Below are 15,799 nucleotides of genomic sequence, written 5' to 3' on the forward strand. Positions count from 1 at the left end.
GATGCGCCCGCCCCCCTCCGGGCCTCGTCCTCAGTGCTGGAACATCTCCGCGGGCAGCGGCTTCAGCAGCGCGTAGAGATCGTTGGTGATGGGCCGGTCCCAGCTCGCGATCGTGACGAGCACACCGTCGCTCCGGTCGAACTGAACGCAGGAGATGCGCTCCTCGGAGCACTTCACGCGGCGCACGATCAGCAGGTTGTCCTCGTGCATGACCGGGTCGTCCTCGACGTCGACGACCTCCACCTGCTCGTCGTTCTCCAGCGCGGAAAGCAACTGGGCCACTTCGAAGGGCACCTGGCTGCCGGTGACCTCGCGGGCCGGTGAGCCCTCGGGCAGATTGCCGATGATCATGGCGGGCCCGCGGCCGCCGAAGAGGTCGTAGCGGAGGAAGACGCCCTGGCAGGTGCCGTCCTCGGCGGGCAGCAGCCCTGCCCCGAGGTTGCCCGGCCAGTCGGTCGGGTCCATGGCCAGGACGTCGAAGTCCGGACCTGCGGGGACGGACGCACTGCGACGGCGGAGGAACGACATGCGGACATGGTACGTCCCGCGCCGCGATGCCTCCTTCGGGGCGTACGCACATCCCGGACCGGCGCAAGAACGCGCGGCAGGAGCACGAACTCGGCGCCGGTGACGGCTCAGCTTGAGCAGCCGTGTCGAGCACGGCGGCATCGCGGAGAAGACATCGGCATGAGGGAGAGGCGGGACCTGTCCGACCGGAGCTGTTAGGCTCTACGGTTCACAGCAAGTCAACTTCCTTGCATAGACCTACCTTTGAGGATGGTATCAGCAAGATGAACGAGCGTCAACCGGAAGCCGATACGGTCTCCGTCCTGCTGGACGAACAGGATCACGTCGACCGGCTATACGCCCGGCTGGACGAGGAACGCGACTCCGCACGGACCGCGCTGGAGGACGTCCTGGCAAGGGGCCGGCAAGGGGGCACCCGGCAGGCGATGACCGAACGGGAGGCGCTGGCACACGAGCACTCCCGGCGTCTGGCCCTGCTCAACTCCGTGGAGAGCGGGCTGTGTTTCGGCAGGCTCGACACGGCCGACGGAGAGACCCTCTACGTCGGCAGGACCGGTCTGCGCAGCGCCGCTCTCGACCCGCTGCTGATCGACTGGCGCGCGCCGGCGGCCCGGCCGTTCTACACCGCCTCACCCGCCGCGCCCGCAGACGTCCTGCTGCGCCGCCGTCTGCACTCGAGGGGACGCACCCTCACCGGCATCGACGACGACGTTCTGGATCCCCGCGTGCTGGAGGGTACGGGCCCCCGCCCCACCGGCACCCTGGTCGGCGAAGCCGCGCTGATGGCGGCGCTGCGCCGTTCTCGGACGGGACGGATGACCGACGTGGTCGCCACCATCCAGGCCGAGCAGGACCGCGTGATCCGCTCGGGACTGCCGGGCGTCCTGGTCGTGCAGGGAGGCCCCGGGACCGGGAAGACCGTGGCGTCCCTGCACCGTGCCGCGTACCTGCTCTACACCCACCGCGAGACACTCACGCGCCGGGGTGTGCTCGTCATCGGCCCCAACGCGGTCTTCCTGCGCTACATCGGGCAGGTCCTGCCCTCTCTGGGTGAGACCGACGTCGTGCTCACCACCCTCGGCGGCCTCTTCCCGGGCGTGCACGCAGACGCCCAGGACCCTGCCGATGCGGCCGTGGTCAAAGGCGACCCGCGCATGGCACGGGTCCTGGCCGAAGCGGTGCGGCTGAACCAGCGCGCCCCCGCGGGGGACCTGACCGTTCCGCTCGAGGAGGACGGCATCCGGGTGCGGCTGCCCCGCGGGACGTGCGCCCTCGCCCGCACGAGGGCCCAGGCCCTCGGGGCACCGCACAACATGGCCCGCAAACGCTTCGTCACCGACATGCTCGCGGCTCTCGTACGTGCACGGGCCGAGCGGACCGGACGGCCGCTGGACGAGGAGGAGATGCGTCACGGCCCGGCGGAGCTGTGGCGACAGGAAAGCGTGGTGCGGGCACTCGACGGACTGTGGCCGCTGCTGACTCCGCAGGGCCTCGTCGAAGACCTGCTGAGCGACAGCGCCTTCCTGCGGGCCGCAGCGGGGAAAGAGCTGGCGGAGTCGGAGCAGGCGGCGCTGCGGCGGGATGCCCGGGTGGAGTGGACGGAAGGCGATGTTCCGCTGCTGGACGAGGCGGCCGAACTGCTCGGCGAGGACGACTCCGTGCGACGCGCCCGCGATCGTGCCACGCAGGCCGAGCTCAGCGCAGAGGAGCGGTACGCGCGCGAGGTGCTGCAGATCCTCGGCCTGGAGGGTTCGGGGCTGGTGGACGCCGGTGAACTGGCCGCCGCGCACAGAGACGGCGGGCCGGGACGCACCACTGCTGAGCGGGCGGCAGTCGACCGCGGATGGGCCTACGGACACGTGATCGTGGACGAGGCACAGGAACTGTCCGCGATGGCCTGGCGCATGGTGATGCGGCGCTCGCCCAACCGGTCCATGACGCTGGTCGGCGACGTGGCCCAGACAGGCAACCCGGCGGGCGCGAATTCGTGGGAGGGGATGCTCGACCCCTATGTGAGGGGCCGCTGGCGCCTGGAGCGACTGACGGTCAACTACCGCACTCCCGCTGAGGTGATGGAGCCGGCAGCAAACGTCCTCGACGCTCTGTCGCCCGGTGCCCGGCCCCCCTTCTCAGTACGCAAGGGTGGCGAGCGTCCGTGTGCAGTGCGGGCCGGGGAAGGCGGACTCGTCGCCGAGGTCAGCGCGGTCGTGACCCGTGAGCTGGCGGGGACGGACACGGCAGGGGGCGGCAATCTGGCAGTCGTCGCACCGGACCGCGTGCTGCCCGCACTCCTCGACGCTCTGCCCGGTGCAGCATCAGGCGGCGGGCGGGCCGCGCTGGACGCCCCGGTCGCCGTGCTGAGCGTGGCGCAGGCCAAGGGGCTGGAGTTCGACCGGGTGGTGCTGGCTGATCCGGCGGGCATCCTCGGGCAGTCGCCGAGGGGTGCTGGTGACCTGTATGTGGCGCTCACCCGTGCCACGCGCCGTGTGACGGTCGTCCATGAGGGCGAACTGCCGGAACCCCTGAGGCAGTTGCCTTCTCTGCCCGTGTCCGCCGGCCGTGCCGTCAGGTGAGGTCGAATCTGCCGTTGCGCGCACCGAGCACGAAGGCGTTCCACTCGCCCGGCGAGAAGATGACGGCGGGGATCTCGGGTGTACGCCCGTTGCGCATCGCGATGTAGCCCTCGACGAAGGCGATCTCCACACCCCCCATGGCCTGTGTGCCCGACTGCCAGCGGGCATTGGTCAGGTCGAGGTCCGGCCTGGTCGCCGTACTGGTGGTGCGCTCAGCCACGTGCGGTCCTCCCGAGAATCTCGTCCGGCAGTCAGCGTATCCATCGGTGGCGGCTGCCGGACAGGCCTCTGAGTGAGGATTGTGCCGCCGGCCCGGCGGCACAATCCGGCCGGTCCGGTCAGTCAGACGATCTTGCGGCCGTCGAAGATCCCCAGTTCCTCGCAGTACAGCTCGACGGGCACGCCGTTGGGGTCCCGGAGGTAGAGGCTCTCCTCGACGCCGCGGTCCGGGCCGGCGTACTCGATGCCTGCTTCGTCGAGGGCGCCGCGCGCCGCCGCGTGCGCGTCCTGCCCCATGGACAGCGCGAGGTGCTGTACGCCGCCCACGGTCTCGGCGAACGGCGGGTGTTCATGGCCGGGGAAGTCGAAGAACCCGAGCAGGTTGCCGTTGCCGATGTCGAAGAAGAAGTGGGTCGAGCCCCGGTAGTCGCGGTTCTCGACGACCTCGACGAGCGGAAAGCCGAGCAGTTCCTGGTAGAAGAGGATGGTCTCCTCCACGTCCCGGCAGATGAACGCGACATGGTGCACTCCGCGGGCAGTGGTGGCCGGATGCCCGGAACCGCCGCGCAGATAACGGGCCCGCAGCGCCTCGCGGCGGCTGCGCAGTTCTTCCAACGCCTCTCCCTCGGGCTGAGCCATCGCGGACCTTCCTGCAGAAGTGATTTGGTCTTCAACCAAACACTCTACGGGTGCGAGTGGCCCCGGGGCGAAAACCGTCATCGCAGGACGGTGTGCACCTCGAACGGCGCTCTGGCCGACCGGACGGACGGGCCGGCCGCGCTCTCCTCCTGCGCCGGCCACGGCGGAACGGTCTCTCCGCGCAGCAGCGTCGTCAGCAGCCGGCCCACGATGCTCACCCCGTTGCGGGTGAGGAGCGACTCGGCGTGGAACTGGAGCGAAGCGAAACCGGGCCCGAGCAGCGCGTGCACCTCGCCCGTCTCCGGGTCCCGGCTGACCCTGACGGTCCCCAGGTCGTCACGGTTGAACTCGGCGGCGCGGCTGTTCGCGGCGAAGGAGTTGTAGAAGCCCACGTCCTCGGTGGCTCCGAAGAGGTCGATCCGGCGCTGGACCCCCTGGTTGGGCACTTCCCTGCGGGCGACGGCAAGCCCGAGCTCGAGGCTGAGGACCTGATGGCTCAGACACACGGCGAGGAACGGGCGCCGCTCGGCGAGGAGCGTGCGCACCGCCGACCTGAGATGGGCGATCTTGGGATGCCCTCGGTCGCCGGGGTCACCCGGTCCCGGACCGAGTACGACCAGGTCGTGTCCCCCGAAGGTGTAAGGGCCGTCGTAGCGCTGGAGGTCCACCGACAGCCCCAGGGAACGCAGTTGGTGCTCGAGCATCGAGGTGAAGGTGTCCTCGGCGTCGACGACGAGGACGCGGCGCCCGGGCAGTGACCGGTCCGACCACGGCGCGACGGCGCCGCACCCCTCCGCCCGCCAGAAACCCGAGACGGTGGCGTTGCGCTGTTCGAGCGCGGCGCGTACGCGCGGGTGCGTGCTGAGGGAGGCCGAGCCGCCGGTCGACAGCGCACTGCGCAGACCCGCGACCTTGGCCCAGGTCTCGGCAACCTCGGACTCCGGCGCCGAGTGGCGTACGAGCGTCGCGCCCACGCCGATGCGCACCCGGCCCGCGCTGTCGATGTCGGCGGTGCGGATGAGGATGCCCGAGTCGAGGGACCGCCGGCCGCAGCCGTCACGACCCATCAGCGCGATGACGCCGCTGTAGTACCCGCGGCCCTCCGGTTCGTACTTCTTTATCACCCGGCAGGCGTTCTCCAGAGGGCTGCCGGTGACTGTGGGCGCGAAGAGCGTCTCGCGCAGGATCTCGCGCGGATCCCTCTCGCTGCTGCCCTCGATGAAGTAGCCCGTGTGCGCCAGCCGCGCCATCTCCTTCAAATAGGGCCCCAGGACTTTGACGTCGGTGTCGCAGATCCGCGTCATCATCTTCAGCTCTTCGTCGACGACCATGTAGAGCTCGTCGGTCTCCTTGCGGTCGGCGAGGAAGTCCAGCACCTCCGGCAGGCTCGGCCCGGAGGGCGGGTACCGGTAGGTGCCGCTGACGGGGTTCATCACGGCGGTTCCCTCGGCGAGGCTGATGTGCCGCTCGGGGGTGGCGCCGACGAACGTACGGTCCCCGGTGTGCACGAGGAACGTCCAGTAGGCACCGGACTCGCGCTGCACCAGCCGGCGGAAGAAGGCCAGCGCCGTGTGCAGGCTGTAGTCGGTGATCTCGGCGGTGAAGGAACGCTTGAGGACGAAGTTGGAGCCTTCGCCGTTGCCGATCTCGTCGCGGACGACGCCGCGCACCATCTCGGCGTATGTCTCGTCGTCCAGGTCGAAGCGTTCGCCCTTCAGCCTGGTGGCGACGTCGGGGATGCGCTCCAGCGCACGGGCCAGCGGCACCGTCTCCTGCTGCGTGACCGTCATGGCGATCAGGGGGGAGCCGTCGTCGACGCAGGTGAATCCGCGCTCGGCGAGGTGGCGGTAGGGCACGATCGCCAGGACGTCGTGACACGGTCCGTCCGTCTCCCCGGCGTCCTCGGGGAGTGGGAGCTCGCCGAGGGCTGCCGGGTTGGAAACCTCGCCGATCAACACCTCCAGCATCGCGCCCGTGCTCTCCGGACGGTGCAGCAGGGCGAAGGCCGGCGGTCGCAGCGCCAGCACCGAATCAAGCGGGCCGGATGCCATGGGGGGCTCCTTCTCGGTTGCTGTCACGTTGCGGCTCTCTCCCCGCACGCGGCGGACGGGGATCGCGGAGTGTCACCGAGCGCTCTGGTCAGGTCTGCGGTCACCGCCACCACCGCGCAGCGCTGTGCCGCGTACTCCAGCGCCATCCAGTGGTACGCCTCGGAGAAGTCCGCCACGGCGTCGGCGGCCAGGAACGTGCGGATGTCGTTGGTGAATGCCTCGACCGCCGTCATCAGCACACCGACATGGGCGTAGACGCCGCAGACGATGAGCTGGTCCCGGCCTCTCTCGCGCATCTTCTCCAGCAGTCCCGAGCGGAAGAACGCGCTGTAGCGCCACTTGGTGAACATCCAGTCGTCCGGCCCAGGGGCCAGTTCGTCCACGACCCGGCGGTCCTCGGGGTCCACCCGCATGCCGGAGCCCCAGAAGTCCTTGAGCAGGCCGCGCTGTTCGTCGCTCATGCCGCCGGGCTGCGCGGTGTAGCAGACGGGTATGCCCGCAGCTCGGCAGCGCTCGCGCAGCCGAGCTGCGTTTGCCACGACTTCCCGGCGCAGCCCGTCGGCCGGGAGCGGACGCAGGAAGTACCTCTGCATGTCGTGGACGAGCAGCACCGCGCGGGCACGGTCGGGCGCCCAGCTCGCCGTGTTCCCCGGCAGGTCGCCCGCCGACGGCAGTGAGTAGGGCTTGATCTCGGGGATGCCTGGCATGTCCCACCTCTGCTGGATTCGCTGTGCCGGTGGCCGTGCGGAGCGGCTTCAGGAGGTGCCGAGCGTGGCGCCGCCGTCGACCGTGAGGGTGTGCATGGTGATGTGTGCGGACCGGTCCGAGAGCAGGAAGACGACGGCGTCCGCCACATCGCGCGGGGCGGCGATCCTCTTGAGCGGGATGCCGAGCCGGTAGGCGGCGGGTGAGCCCTCCAGAGTCTTCTGCGGGCCGGTCTCGTCGTGCCACATGGAGCGGAGCATCGGTGTGTCCGTCGAGCCGGGAGCCACCACGTTGCACCGGATGCCGTGCCGCGCGGCCTCCAGGCCGAGGCACTTGGTGAACATGGCCGCAGCCGCTTTGGACGCGGCGTACGCGGCCATCTCCATCCTTGCCGTGCCCGCGGCGTTGGAGGCGACGGTGACCACCGCACCCCGCTCGCGTCTTGTCATCCTCCCCACGACGGCCTGAGACATCAGGAAGGTCCCGGTGGCGTTGACGTCGAAGGTCGCCCGCCAGTCACTCTCGGCCAGTTCGCCCACGCTGCCGAGCCGCAGCACTCCCGCCGCGTTGACCAGGTGGTCCACAGGCCCCAGTTGCTCCTCCACCGCATTCACGACGGAGGTGACCTCCGCCCCGGAGGTGACGTCCGCGGGGAAGGCCAGCACCGGGAGCCCGTCGGCGGACAACTTCTCCGTGGTCTCGCGCAGCCTGTCGGCGTCACGGTCCACGGCGGCCACCGTCACTCCCAGTTCGCTCAGCACTCCGGCCACCGCGGCGCCGATGCCCCCCGCCGCGCCTGTCACCAGCGCGATCCTGTCCTTCATCCCGCAACCCCTTCCCCTCATGAACGTCCGACGGCGCGCTTCCCCTTCGTGGGAGTCAGCCCAGCCAAGAGGCCACCACCGACACCGCCTGTTCCGGGTTGAGCCGCGGATCGCACAGGCTCGTGTACTTCTCGGCGACCTGGTCGGCGAAGAACTCGTTGGTCACGCATTCGGTGACCGCGTCCGGTGTCGTCTCCAGGTGCGGTCCGCCCGCCACTCCGCCCGCGGAGCGCACCGCCGTCTGAAAGTGCTGGATCTCCTCGACGATGCTCTCCACGAAGCGGGTCTTCAGCCCGGCCCGGGTGACGACCGTGTTGCCGTGCATGGGATCGCTGAGCCAGATGACGGGGTGGCCGGCGGAGCGTACGGCAGCGACCAGCGCGGGCAGGCGTCCGGACACAGGACCGGCGCCCATACGCGCGATGAGGCAGAGCCTGCCCGGCTCCCTGCCGGGGTCCAGACGCTCGCACAGCGCGAGAAGCTCACCGGTGCCGATTCCGGGGCCGATCTTGCATGCCACCGGGTTGACCACGCCGGCGAGAAGCGCGACGTGGGCACCGTCGATCTGCCGAGTCCGTTCCCCGATCCACGGCAGGTGCGTCGAGCTGAGCAGCAGCTCGCCCCGCGAGGTCCGCCGCAGCATCGGGACCTCGTAATCGAGGAGCAGCGCCTCGTGACTGGTCCACACGTGCGTGTCGATCTGCGCCGCAGGGCCGCAACTGCGCCATCCAAGCTGCGTCATGGCCGCGGCGGCCGCGCGATACCCGTCCAGGATGCGAGTGGGGTCCGGCCTGCGCAGCGCCAGGTCGGGCTCCGGGCTGTTGACCATGTGCCCGCGGTAGACGGGCAGTTGGAGCTTGCCGATCCGCTCGGCCGGCGAGGACCTGGGCTTGGTGAACTGGCCCGCGATCCGGCCGATGCGCAGGACGGGTGTGTGCGTGACCATCTTCAGGGTGCCGGCGAGCACGTCGAGCATGCCTGCCTTCCTGGCGACACAGTCGGTGGTGCATTCAGCGGGGTCCTCGGCACAGTCACCCGCCCACACCAGGTGGGCCGCGCCGGAGGCCACCTGCGCGAGATGCGAGCGCAGGCTGTGCACCTCTTCGGCCCGCACGAGGGGTGCCTGCCGCGCCAGTTCGTCACGGACCGTCTCAAGCAGTGGATCGCCGCCCCAGTCGGGCTGCTGAAATGCCGTTCTCGATCGGATGTCCAGCAGATCGTTGACCACTGACTCCTCCACGTCGGGGATAACGGCGAACACGAGCCGCGCCGGCGACCCGCCCTGCCTCTGCCTCTTCCGCCGCCGACACCACCGGGGCCGGTGCCGCCCGCCGGCCCCGGACGGGAACCACTGACTCCCCCGGCGCTCAGGAAGCGTGATGCCGCTGCCGGCCCGCCGCCGTGAGGACGGCCACCGTGTGCGCAGCCGAGGCGAGCGTGACGTGGCGGTGCCAGCCGCTGTAGGAGCGGCCCACGTAGTCGCGGATGCCGACCTGCGAGGTGATCTCGTCGAAGTCTCGGTCCACGCGGCGGGAGATGCTGCTCAGGTGCGGGACGGCCGCGCTCTGGGACCGCGGCAGGTCCGTCAGCCACAGTTCGGACGGCCGACGCTGGTCACTCCCCCCAGACCGACCAGCAGGAAGCCGCCCGCGTCCCGCTGCGCGCCCGGCTGTGTTCCGGGCACGCGGACCCGCACGGCAGTGATCAGGCTCGTGCGGCGCCGGGGGCAGGGCCCGGGCTCCCGCCACAGGACGGGACGGCGCGTGTTCCTGGCCGCACGCATGATCTCCGCCGCGGGCAGCTTGTGCGAACCGTGGCCCGTCAGCGCAGGATCGGTCACGGCGAGAAGCACCTCGTCGGGGACCCTGACGACGGAGGGAATGCCGTCCGCGTGCAGACCGGCCGCCGTGGCCAGCGGGTCCGCCTCCGCGATGTCGACGACGACCGGACGCGCGGGCACCTTCCAGTCCGTCAGCATCTCCCGGCAGGCGGTCAGAACGCAGTCGCTGAGCGTCTCGGGCTCGACCTCGCAGGGGATGGACGCCTGGTTGCGGCGGAGACCGTCCTTGATCCATGTCTGCGGCAGGTGCAACCGCCAGTTGAGCGGGACACTCATCCCCTCCGAGACGCCCCAGACGCCGATCGCTCGCTGCGCGTTGAGCGCCTGACCCTCGGCGCGTGAGAAGTACCTGCTGACGCCGACGGAGTGCTCCCCGACCTTGGGGATGGTCATCGGCCGTGCGACCCAGGCCTGCGGCGGAGCGGTGGCGGTCATGTGCAAGGCCATCGCCTGCCGCACCGGCGTCCAGTCCCATGTGGAGCTGCAGATGAAATGGTGGAGGCTCTGCCCGGTACCGCTGCCGCCGAGCAGCGCCGCCATGTTCCGTATCGACTTGCGGCCCCTGGTCGAGAGAAGTCCCCGTATGTAGTCCATGCCCCGCCTGCGCTGGTCGCTACGGCGCAGGGAACGGAAGAGCGGGGTGCACAGCTCGTTGAGCACGACCTCGAGGTCGCCGGCGTCCACCGCGGCGGGGTAGGGCTCCTGCACCTTTCCCGCCGGACCGACTCGGGAGACGGACAGCGTCGCCGCCGGCAGTACCGACGCATCAGCGGTCAACGGCTGGCTGACAGTGCTCATATGAGTCCTCCGGTCAGGTGCCACTGCAGGGCGACGCTCAGCAGACGTTCTGCTACGGCGGCGATCTTCCGCCGCATTCCACATTAGAAATCGGGGGCTCCAGAATTTTGAATAACAACCCGATGGCAAGGTTCAGCGGTTGGGCCTGTCACTGCACATGACTACTTCGTGTCGGCAGGCAATTGGGGAGTTGACCGCGAAGCAGCACGGACAGCAAAGTCGACGTACCGGCGATCAAGGGCAAGACGACCAGACCTGCCACCCCGGCGGCACTGAATCCAATGCTTTGAGAAGCGGAGCGAAGATGGCGCTCACAAAGAAAGTTCTTCTCGCGGAACCCCGTAGTTTCTGCGCGGGAGTACGACGGGCCATTTCGATTATCGAGCTGGCCCTGGAGCGTTACGGCGCCCCTGTGTACGTGCGCAAGGAGATCGTGCACAACCACTACGTCGTAAGGCTCCTGGAACGCCGCGGCGCGCGGTTCGTCGATTCCGAGGAGGACGTGCCCGAGGGTGCCGTGTGCGTGTTCTCCGCGCACGGCGTCGCACCGGAGGTCCGCCGCAACGCGGAGGTGCGCCGACTCGACGTGATCGACGCGACCTGCCCGCTGGTCTCCAAAGTGCACCAGGAGGCGAGGCGCTTCGCCCGTGAGGAGCGAACACTGCTGCTGGTGGGGCACGAGGGGCACGAGGAGGTCGAGGGGACCTACGGTCACGCGCCGGACCGCACCGTGATCATCGAGACCGCGGAGGACGCCGAGGCTCTGGACCTGCCCGCCGACGCGCCCGTGGCCTACCTGACCCAGACGACGCTCTCGGTGGACGAGACGAAGGACATCATCGAGGTCCTCCGCCGGCGGTTCACCGATCTGCGCGGCCCCGGAACCGATGACATCTGTTATGCGAGCCAGAACCGTCAGGACGCCGTGAAGGCAGTGGTACCGCGCAGCGACCTGGTCCTCGTGGTCGGTTCACGGAATTCCAGTAATTCCCTCCGCATGGTGGAGGTCTCCCGCCGTCTCGGCACCCCCGCCCATCTCGTCCCGGACGTCACGGAATTCGACGAGAGCTGGCTCGAGGGAGTGCACACGGTCGGAGTGAGCGCGGGCGCGAGCGCACCGGAGATTCTGGTCGAGCAACTTCTGGAGCGGCTCGCCGAATTCGGATTCTCCGATGTGGAGATCGAGCAGGTCGCACAGGAGGACGTTGTCTTCCACCCGCCGGCACGGCTTACCGACACAGCGCACGCAGGCTGATCCGGACACGGAAGATGAAGGAGGGTGGAGATGGAGAGTCCCCCGGTCTCCGACGCACGGCGGACCCGTCTGGAGGTGATCGAGCGGGTCGAGCGGCGGCTCGGCGACCTTCTGGCGGACGAGCGGCAGCGGTGGGCGGAGGTGAACGACCGTGGCACCGTCCCCGTCGACGCCGTGGCGAGTCTCGTCGGTGCGGGCGGGAAGCGGCTGCGTCCCGCCTTCTGTGTGACCGGCTACCTCGCCGCCGGCGGTGACGCCGCCGGCCCGACGGTCGTGGACTGCGCGGCTGCGGTGGAGCTGATCCACACCGGCGCGCTCATCCACGACGACGTGCTGGACGCCTCCGAACTGCGGCGCGGCAGCCCGGCGGTGCACACGCGGTACGCCGCCGAGCACGTGAGGCGCGGCTGGCGTGGCGAACCCCGCCGGTACGGCGAGGGTGTGGCCATCCTCTCCGGCGTCCTCGCCAACATCTACGCCGACCGGCTGACAGGCGGGATGCCCCGCACTGCTCGGGACATCTGGACGGAGATGCTCACCGAGATCCAGATCGGCCAGTATCTGGATCTCGCTGTGGCGGCAGAGAGCGTGACCGAGCCGGAGCTCTCCCGCTGGATCGCGATATGCAAGTCGGGCCGCTACAGCATCCACCGGCCTCTGCTGCTGGGCGCCGCCCTCGCCGAACGCCACGACCTCGCCCCGGCGTTCGAGGAGTACGGCGAAGCGCTCGGGGAGGCCTTCCAGCTGCGCGACGACCTCATCGGCGTCTTCGGCGACAGCAGTGCCGCCGGCAAGCCGGTGGGGCTGGACCTGGAGCAGCACAAGATGACGCTGCTGCTCGCCGAGGCGGCGCAGCGCGACGAACGCGTACGCAAGCTGATCTCGACGAGCGCATGGGAGACCGCCGAACTCCTCGACCTGCTGGGCGAGCACCGGGAGCGGATCGAGCAGCGCATCACCGCTCTCGTCGAACAGGCCCGGCAAGCTGTCGCGACGGCGCGGCTCGACGCGGCCTGGCGCGGCGAACTCATCGAGATGGCCCACGAAGTCGCCTACCGGAACCGGTGAGGAGAAGCAGGATGCTGTACACATACCACGCTCGGGCGGCGCTTCCGCCCAGGGCCAGCTCACGACGGGGCGGGTGAGGGCGATGTCCCTGCTGGAGACCGTCCAGGGCCCCGAGCGGCTGCGGGAGCTGAGCACGGCCGAACTGGACAAGCTCGCAGGTGAGATCCGGGAGTTCCTGATCGAGAAGGTGACCGGCTCCGGAGGGCATCTCGGCCCCAACCTGGGCGTGGTGGAGCTGACGATCGCGCTGCACAGCGTGTTCTCCTCACCCGAGGACAGGCTTTTGTGGGACACCGGACACCAGTCCTACGTCCACAAGATCCTCACCGGCCGAACAGCCGGCTTCGACAGGCTCCGGCAGAGCGGAGGTGTCTCCGGCTACCCGAGCGTCGCCGAATCCGAGCACGACCTGGTCGAGAACTCCCACGCCTCCACCGCTCTGTCCTACGCCGACGGGCTGGCGCGCGCCAACGCCCATCACGGCAGGGACCGCTCGGTGGTCGCCGTGATCGGCGACGGTGCGATGACCGGCGGCATGGCATGGGAGGCGCTGAACAACATCGCCGGCGGCCCCGACCGCCGTCTGATCGTCGTGCTCAACGACAACCAGCGCTCGTACGCACCCACACAGGGCGGCTTCGCCGACCATTTGGGCAGACTGCGAGAGGGCCATCCCGGCCCCGGTCTGTTCGAGCAGCTGGGGCTGTCCTATCTGGGCCCCACCGACGGTCACGACGTGGCCGCCGTGCAGGAGGCGCTGCGCCGCGCCCGCCGGACAGGCGGCCCCGTCGTGGTCCACGTGGTCACCGAGAAGGGGCGCGGCTTCCCGCACACGGAGAACAACGAACTGGACCGCGGGCACGCCATCAAGCCCATGGACCCGGTCACCGGAGCCTCGCTCGGCCGCTCCTCCGGTCCTTCCTTCACCTCCGTGTTCGGCAGCGAGATCGTCCGGATCGCCGAGGAGAGGCCCGACGTGGTGGCGATCACGGCCGCGATGCTGGAGCCGACGGGGCTGCTCCCCATGAAGGAGCGCTTCCCTGACCGCGTCATCGACGTCGGGATAGCGGAACAGCACGCGGTGACCATGGCCGCGGGACTGTCGATCGGCGAGGTGCACCCCGTTGTGGCGATCTACTCGACGTTCGTCAACCGGGCCTTCGACCAGCTACTGATGGATGTGGCGCTGCACCGCCGGGCGGTCACCTTCGTACTGGACCGCTCCGGGGTGACCGGGGACGACGGCCCCAGCCACAACGGCATGTGGGACATGTCGGTGCTGCAGGTGGTGCCCGGGCTGCGGATCGCGGCGCCGCGCGACGGGGCCCGGCTGGCCGAACTGCTCGCCGAGGCCGTGAGCTGGGAGGAGAGCCCCACGCTGGTGCGCTTCCCGAAGGGCGCCACGGGTGAGGACCTGCCTGCCAAGGCCACGTTCGCGGGCGTGGACGTCCTGCACCGCGCCGGGCCGCTGGACGTCCTGGTCATCTCGGTGGGGGCGCTGGCCGGCGTGGCGCTGAGCGTCGCCGAGGTCGTCCGCGCCGAGGGGATCGGCGCGACGGTGGTCGACCCGCGCTGGGTGACCCCCGTCAACCCGGCACTGGGCGACATGGCGCGCCGGCACCGGCTGGTGATCACCGTCGAGGACAACAGCCGTACGGGCGGGGTGGGTTCGAACTTCGCACAGTACCTCCGCGACGCCGGTGTGGACACACCGCTGCGTGAGTTCGGCATTCCCCGGCGGTTCCTCGACCACGGCAGCCGGAGTGAGGTTCTCTCCGGGTGCGGGCTGACCGCCCAGGACATCGCACGGACCGTGGTGGAGGAGATCAGCGGAGCGGTGGCCACTCAGAACGGCGCCGACGAGGACGGTCTCGGTCAGGAGATGCTCCGTCTCATGGAGCAGGGCATAGGGAAGGAGTCGCGTTGACGACCACGGCACTGGGGATTCCGACGCTCCGGGAGGAGCCGCTCAAGGTCGCCCCGCGGCGCACGACGCGTCAGATCATGGTGGGCGCTGTCCCGGTGGGCGGCGACGCGCCCGTCTCGGTGCAGTCGATGACGACGACCCTGACGGCCGACGTGAACGCCACGCTGCAGCAGATCGCCGAACTGACCGCGTCGGGATGCCAGATCGTGCGGGTGGCGGTACCCTCGGCCGACGACGCCGAGGCGCTGCCGGCCATCGCGAAGAAGTCCGGGATCCCCGTGATTGCGGACATCCACTTCCAGCCGAAGTACGTCTTCGCCGCCATCGACGCGGGCTGCGCGGCGGTGCGTGTGAACCCGGGCAACATCAAGAAGTTCGACGACCGGGTGGGCGACATCGCCAAGGAGGCCGCCAACGCGGGGATCCCGATCCGTATTGGGGTCAACGCGGGCTCGCTGGACAAGCGGCTGCTGGAGAAGCACGGGCGAGTCACTCCCGAGGCGCTGGTGGAGTCGGCGCTGTGGGAGTGCTCCCTGTTCGAGGAGCACGGCTTCCGTGACATCAAGATCTCGGTCAAGCACAACGACCCGGTCGTGATGATCGCCGCATACCGGCAGCTGGCCGCGCAGTGCGACTACCCGCTGCACCTGGGCGTCACCGAGGCCGGACCCGCCTTCCAGGGCACCATCAAGTCCTCCGTGGCCTTCGGCGCGCTGCTGGCCGAGGGGATCGGCGACACCATCCGCGTCTCGCTCTCCTCGCCCCCGGTCGAGGAGGTCAAGGTCGGCAATCAGATCCTGGAGTCCCTCGGACTGCGCGAGCGCGGGCTGGACATCGTCTCCTGCCCGTCCTGCGGCAGGGCGCAGGTCGATGTGCACACGCTGGCCGAGAAGGTGAGCGCGGCACTCGAAGGCTTCCCTGTGCCGCTGCGGGTGGCCGTCATGGGCTGCGTCGTCAACGGCCCCGGCGAGGCCCGCGAGGCCGATCTCGGAGTCGCCTCCGGCAACGGCAAGGGGCAGATCTTCGTCAAGGGCGAGGTCATCAAGACCGTCCCCGAGTCGAAGATCGTCGAGACTCTGGTGGAGGAGGCAATGCGCGTGGCGGAGGAGCGGGAGGGCCCCCTCGAAGGTGAACCCGGCGCGGTGGTCGTGACGCCGGAGTCGTCCGGCTGACCCCGCCTCACAGAGCGTCGGAGAGCCGCGGCCCGTTCCCCTCCGGGAGCGGGCCGCAAGCGTGTGCCGTCCCCGCCCATCGGCCCGCCGCGCCGCTGCGGATACGGACGGAACGCCACAACACACAACCCACGGCCCGAGAAGCCCACTTTCCTCACCTCCTGAGCATTCCTGGCACCAGCCATTCCCCCTGCGCTCCG

At 69.8% G+C, this 15,799-nt stretch carries 12 protein-coding genes and 1 pseudogene; 5 read left to right on the forward strand and 8 right to left on the reverse strand.

Features of this window, described 5'->3' with window-relative positions; genetic code table 11:
• Nucleotides 1-30: 30 nt before the first annotated feature.
• Entirely contained in the window at nt 31-528 is a 498-nt protein-coding gene (locus tag H343_RS0116520; protein WP_028432063.1) for a hypothetical protein, read from the reverse strand.
• A 263-nt stretch (nt 529-791) separates the two neighbouring features.
• Here H343_RS0116520 and H343_RS31020 point away from each other — a divergent pair, with 263 nt between their 5' ends.
• Entirely contained in the window at nt 792-3,101 is a 2,310-nt protein-coding gene (locus tag H343_RS31020) for an ATP-binding domain-containing protein (protein WP_051265378.1), read from the forward strand.
• On the opposite strand, the gene H343_RS35955 is transcribed toward H343_RS31020, so the two are convergent.
• From H343_RS35955 to H343_RS31030, 7 genes and pseudogenes are all read right to left on the reverse strand, one after another.
• Nucleotides 3,094-3,321: a DUF397 domain-containing protein gene (locus H343_RS35955; RefSeq protein WP_028432064.1), complete on the reverse strand. Its 228-nt coding sequence runs from the start codon at nt 3,319-3,321 to the stop codon at nt 3,094-3,096. The two genes, H343_RS31020 and H343_RS35955, sit on opposite strands and share 8 nt — an antisense overlap.
• Before the next feature lie 122 nt (nt 3,322-3,443).
• Nucleotides 3,444-3,959: a VOC family protein gene (locus H343_RS0116535; RefSeq protein ID WP_028432065.1), complete on the reverse strand. Its 516-nt coding sequence runs from the start codon at nt 3,957-3,959 to the stop codon at nt 3,444-3,446.
• A gap of 77 nt (nt 3,960-4,036) precedes the next feature.
• A complete protein-coding gene (locus H343_RS31025) occupies nt 4,037-6,010 on the reverse strand; it encodes an anthranilate synthase family protein (protein WP_078505752.1) in 1,974 nt (657 codons plus the stop codon).
• Between the two features lie 23 nt (nt 6,011-6,033).
• Complete coding sequence (locus H343_RS0116545; RefSeq protein ID WP_028432066.1) at nt 6,034-6,717, reverse strand: isochorismatase family protein; 684 nt, start codon at nt 6,715-6,717, stop codon at nt 6,034-6,036.
• Between the two features lie 48 nt (nt 6,718-6,765).
• Entirely contained in the window at nt 6,766-7,539 is a 774-nt protein-coding gene (locus H343_RS0116550; protein ID WP_028432067.1) for a 2,3-dihydro-2,3-dihydroxybenzoate dehydrogenase, read from the reverse strand.
• A gap of 55 nt (nt 7,540-7,594) precedes the next feature.
• On the reverse strand, nt 7,595-8,800 hold the full coding sequence (locus H343_RS0116555) for a 3-deoxy-7-phosphoheptulonate synthase (protein ID WP_486586925.1): 1,206 nt from the start codon (nt 8,798-8,800) through the stop codon (nt 7,595-7,597).
• A gap of 106 nt (nt 8,801-8,906) precedes the next feature.
• A pseudogene (locus H343_RS31030) lies at nt 8,907-10,120 on the reverse strand (IS701 family transposase).
• Between the two features lie 361 nt (nt 10,121-10,481).
• Here H343_RS31030 and ispH point away from each other — a divergent pair.
• From ispH to ispG, 4 genes are all read left to right on the forward strand, one after another.
• Nucleotides 10,482-11,432, forward strand: a complete 951-nt coding sequence (gene ispH, locus H343_RS0116570; protein ID WP_028432069.1) for a 4-hydroxy-3-methylbut-2-enyl diphosphate reductase — start codon at nt 10,482-10,484, stop codon at nt 11,430-11,432.
• A gap of 30 nt (nt 11,433-11,462) precedes the next feature.
• Entirely contained in the window at nt 11,463-12,500 is a 1,038-nt protein-coding gene (locus H343_RS0116575; RefSeq protein WP_028432070.1) for a polyprenyl synthetase family protein, read from the forward strand.
• 82 nt (nt 12,501-12,582) lie between these two features.
• On the forward strand, nt 12,583-14,427 hold the full coding sequence (locus H343_RS0116580; protein WP_028432071.1) for a 1-deoxy-D-xylulose-5-phosphate synthase: 1,845 nt from the start codon (nt 12,583-12,585) through the stop codon (nt 14,425-14,427).
• A complete protein-coding gene (gene ispG, locus H343_RS0116585; RefSeq protein WP_028432072.1) occupies nt 14,424-15,599 on the forward strand; it encodes a flavodoxin-dependent (E)-4-hydroxy-3-methylbut-2-enyl-diphosphate synthase in 1,176 nt (391 codons plus the stop codon). The genes H343_RS0116580 and ispG overlap by 4 nt, the downstream gene beginning before the upstream one ends.
• Nucleotides 15,600-15,799 lie beyond the last annotated feature (200 nt).

The organism is Streptomyces sp. TAA204, from assembly GCF_000424965.1.

Bases quoted from the DNA above. Each gene is read 5' to 3' on its own strand.
- H343_RS0116520 (WP_028432063.1), bottom strand. From the start codon at position 528: ATGTCGTTCCTCCGCCGTCGCAGTGCGTCCGTCCCCGCAGGTCCGGAC.
- H343_RS31020 (WP_051265378.1), top strand. From the start codon at position 792: ATGAACGAGCGTCAACCGGAAGCCGATACGGTCTCCGTCCTGCTGGAC.
- H343_RS0116535 (WP_028432065.1), bottom strand. From the start codon at position 3,959: ATGGCTCAGCCCGAGGGAGAGGCGTTGGAAGAACTGCGCAGCCGCCGC.
- H343_RS31025 (WP_078505752.1), bottom strand. From the start codon at position 6,010: ATGGCATCCGGCCCGCTTGATTCGGTGCTGGCGCTGCGACCGCCGGCC.
- H343_RS0116545 (WP_028432066.1), bottom strand. From the start codon at position 6,717: ATGCCAGGCATCCCCGAGATCAAGCCCTACTCACTGCCGTCGGCGGGC.
- H343_RS0116550 (WP_028432067.1), bottom strand. From the start codon at position 7,539: ATGAAGGACAGGATCGCGCTGGTGACAGGCGCGGCGGGGGGCATCGGC.
- ispH (WP_028432069.1), top strand. From the start codon at position 10,482: ATGGCGCTCACAAAGAAAGTTCTTCTCGCGGAACCCCGTAGTTTCTGC.
- H343_RS0116575 (WP_028432070.1), top strand. From the start codon at position 11,463: ATGGAGAGTCCCCCGGTCTCCGACGCACGGCGGACCCGTCTGGAGGTG.
- H343_RS0116580 (WP_028432071.1), top strand. From the start codon at position 12,583: ATGTCCCTGCTGGAGACCGTCCAGGGCCCCGAGCGGCTGCGGGAGCTG.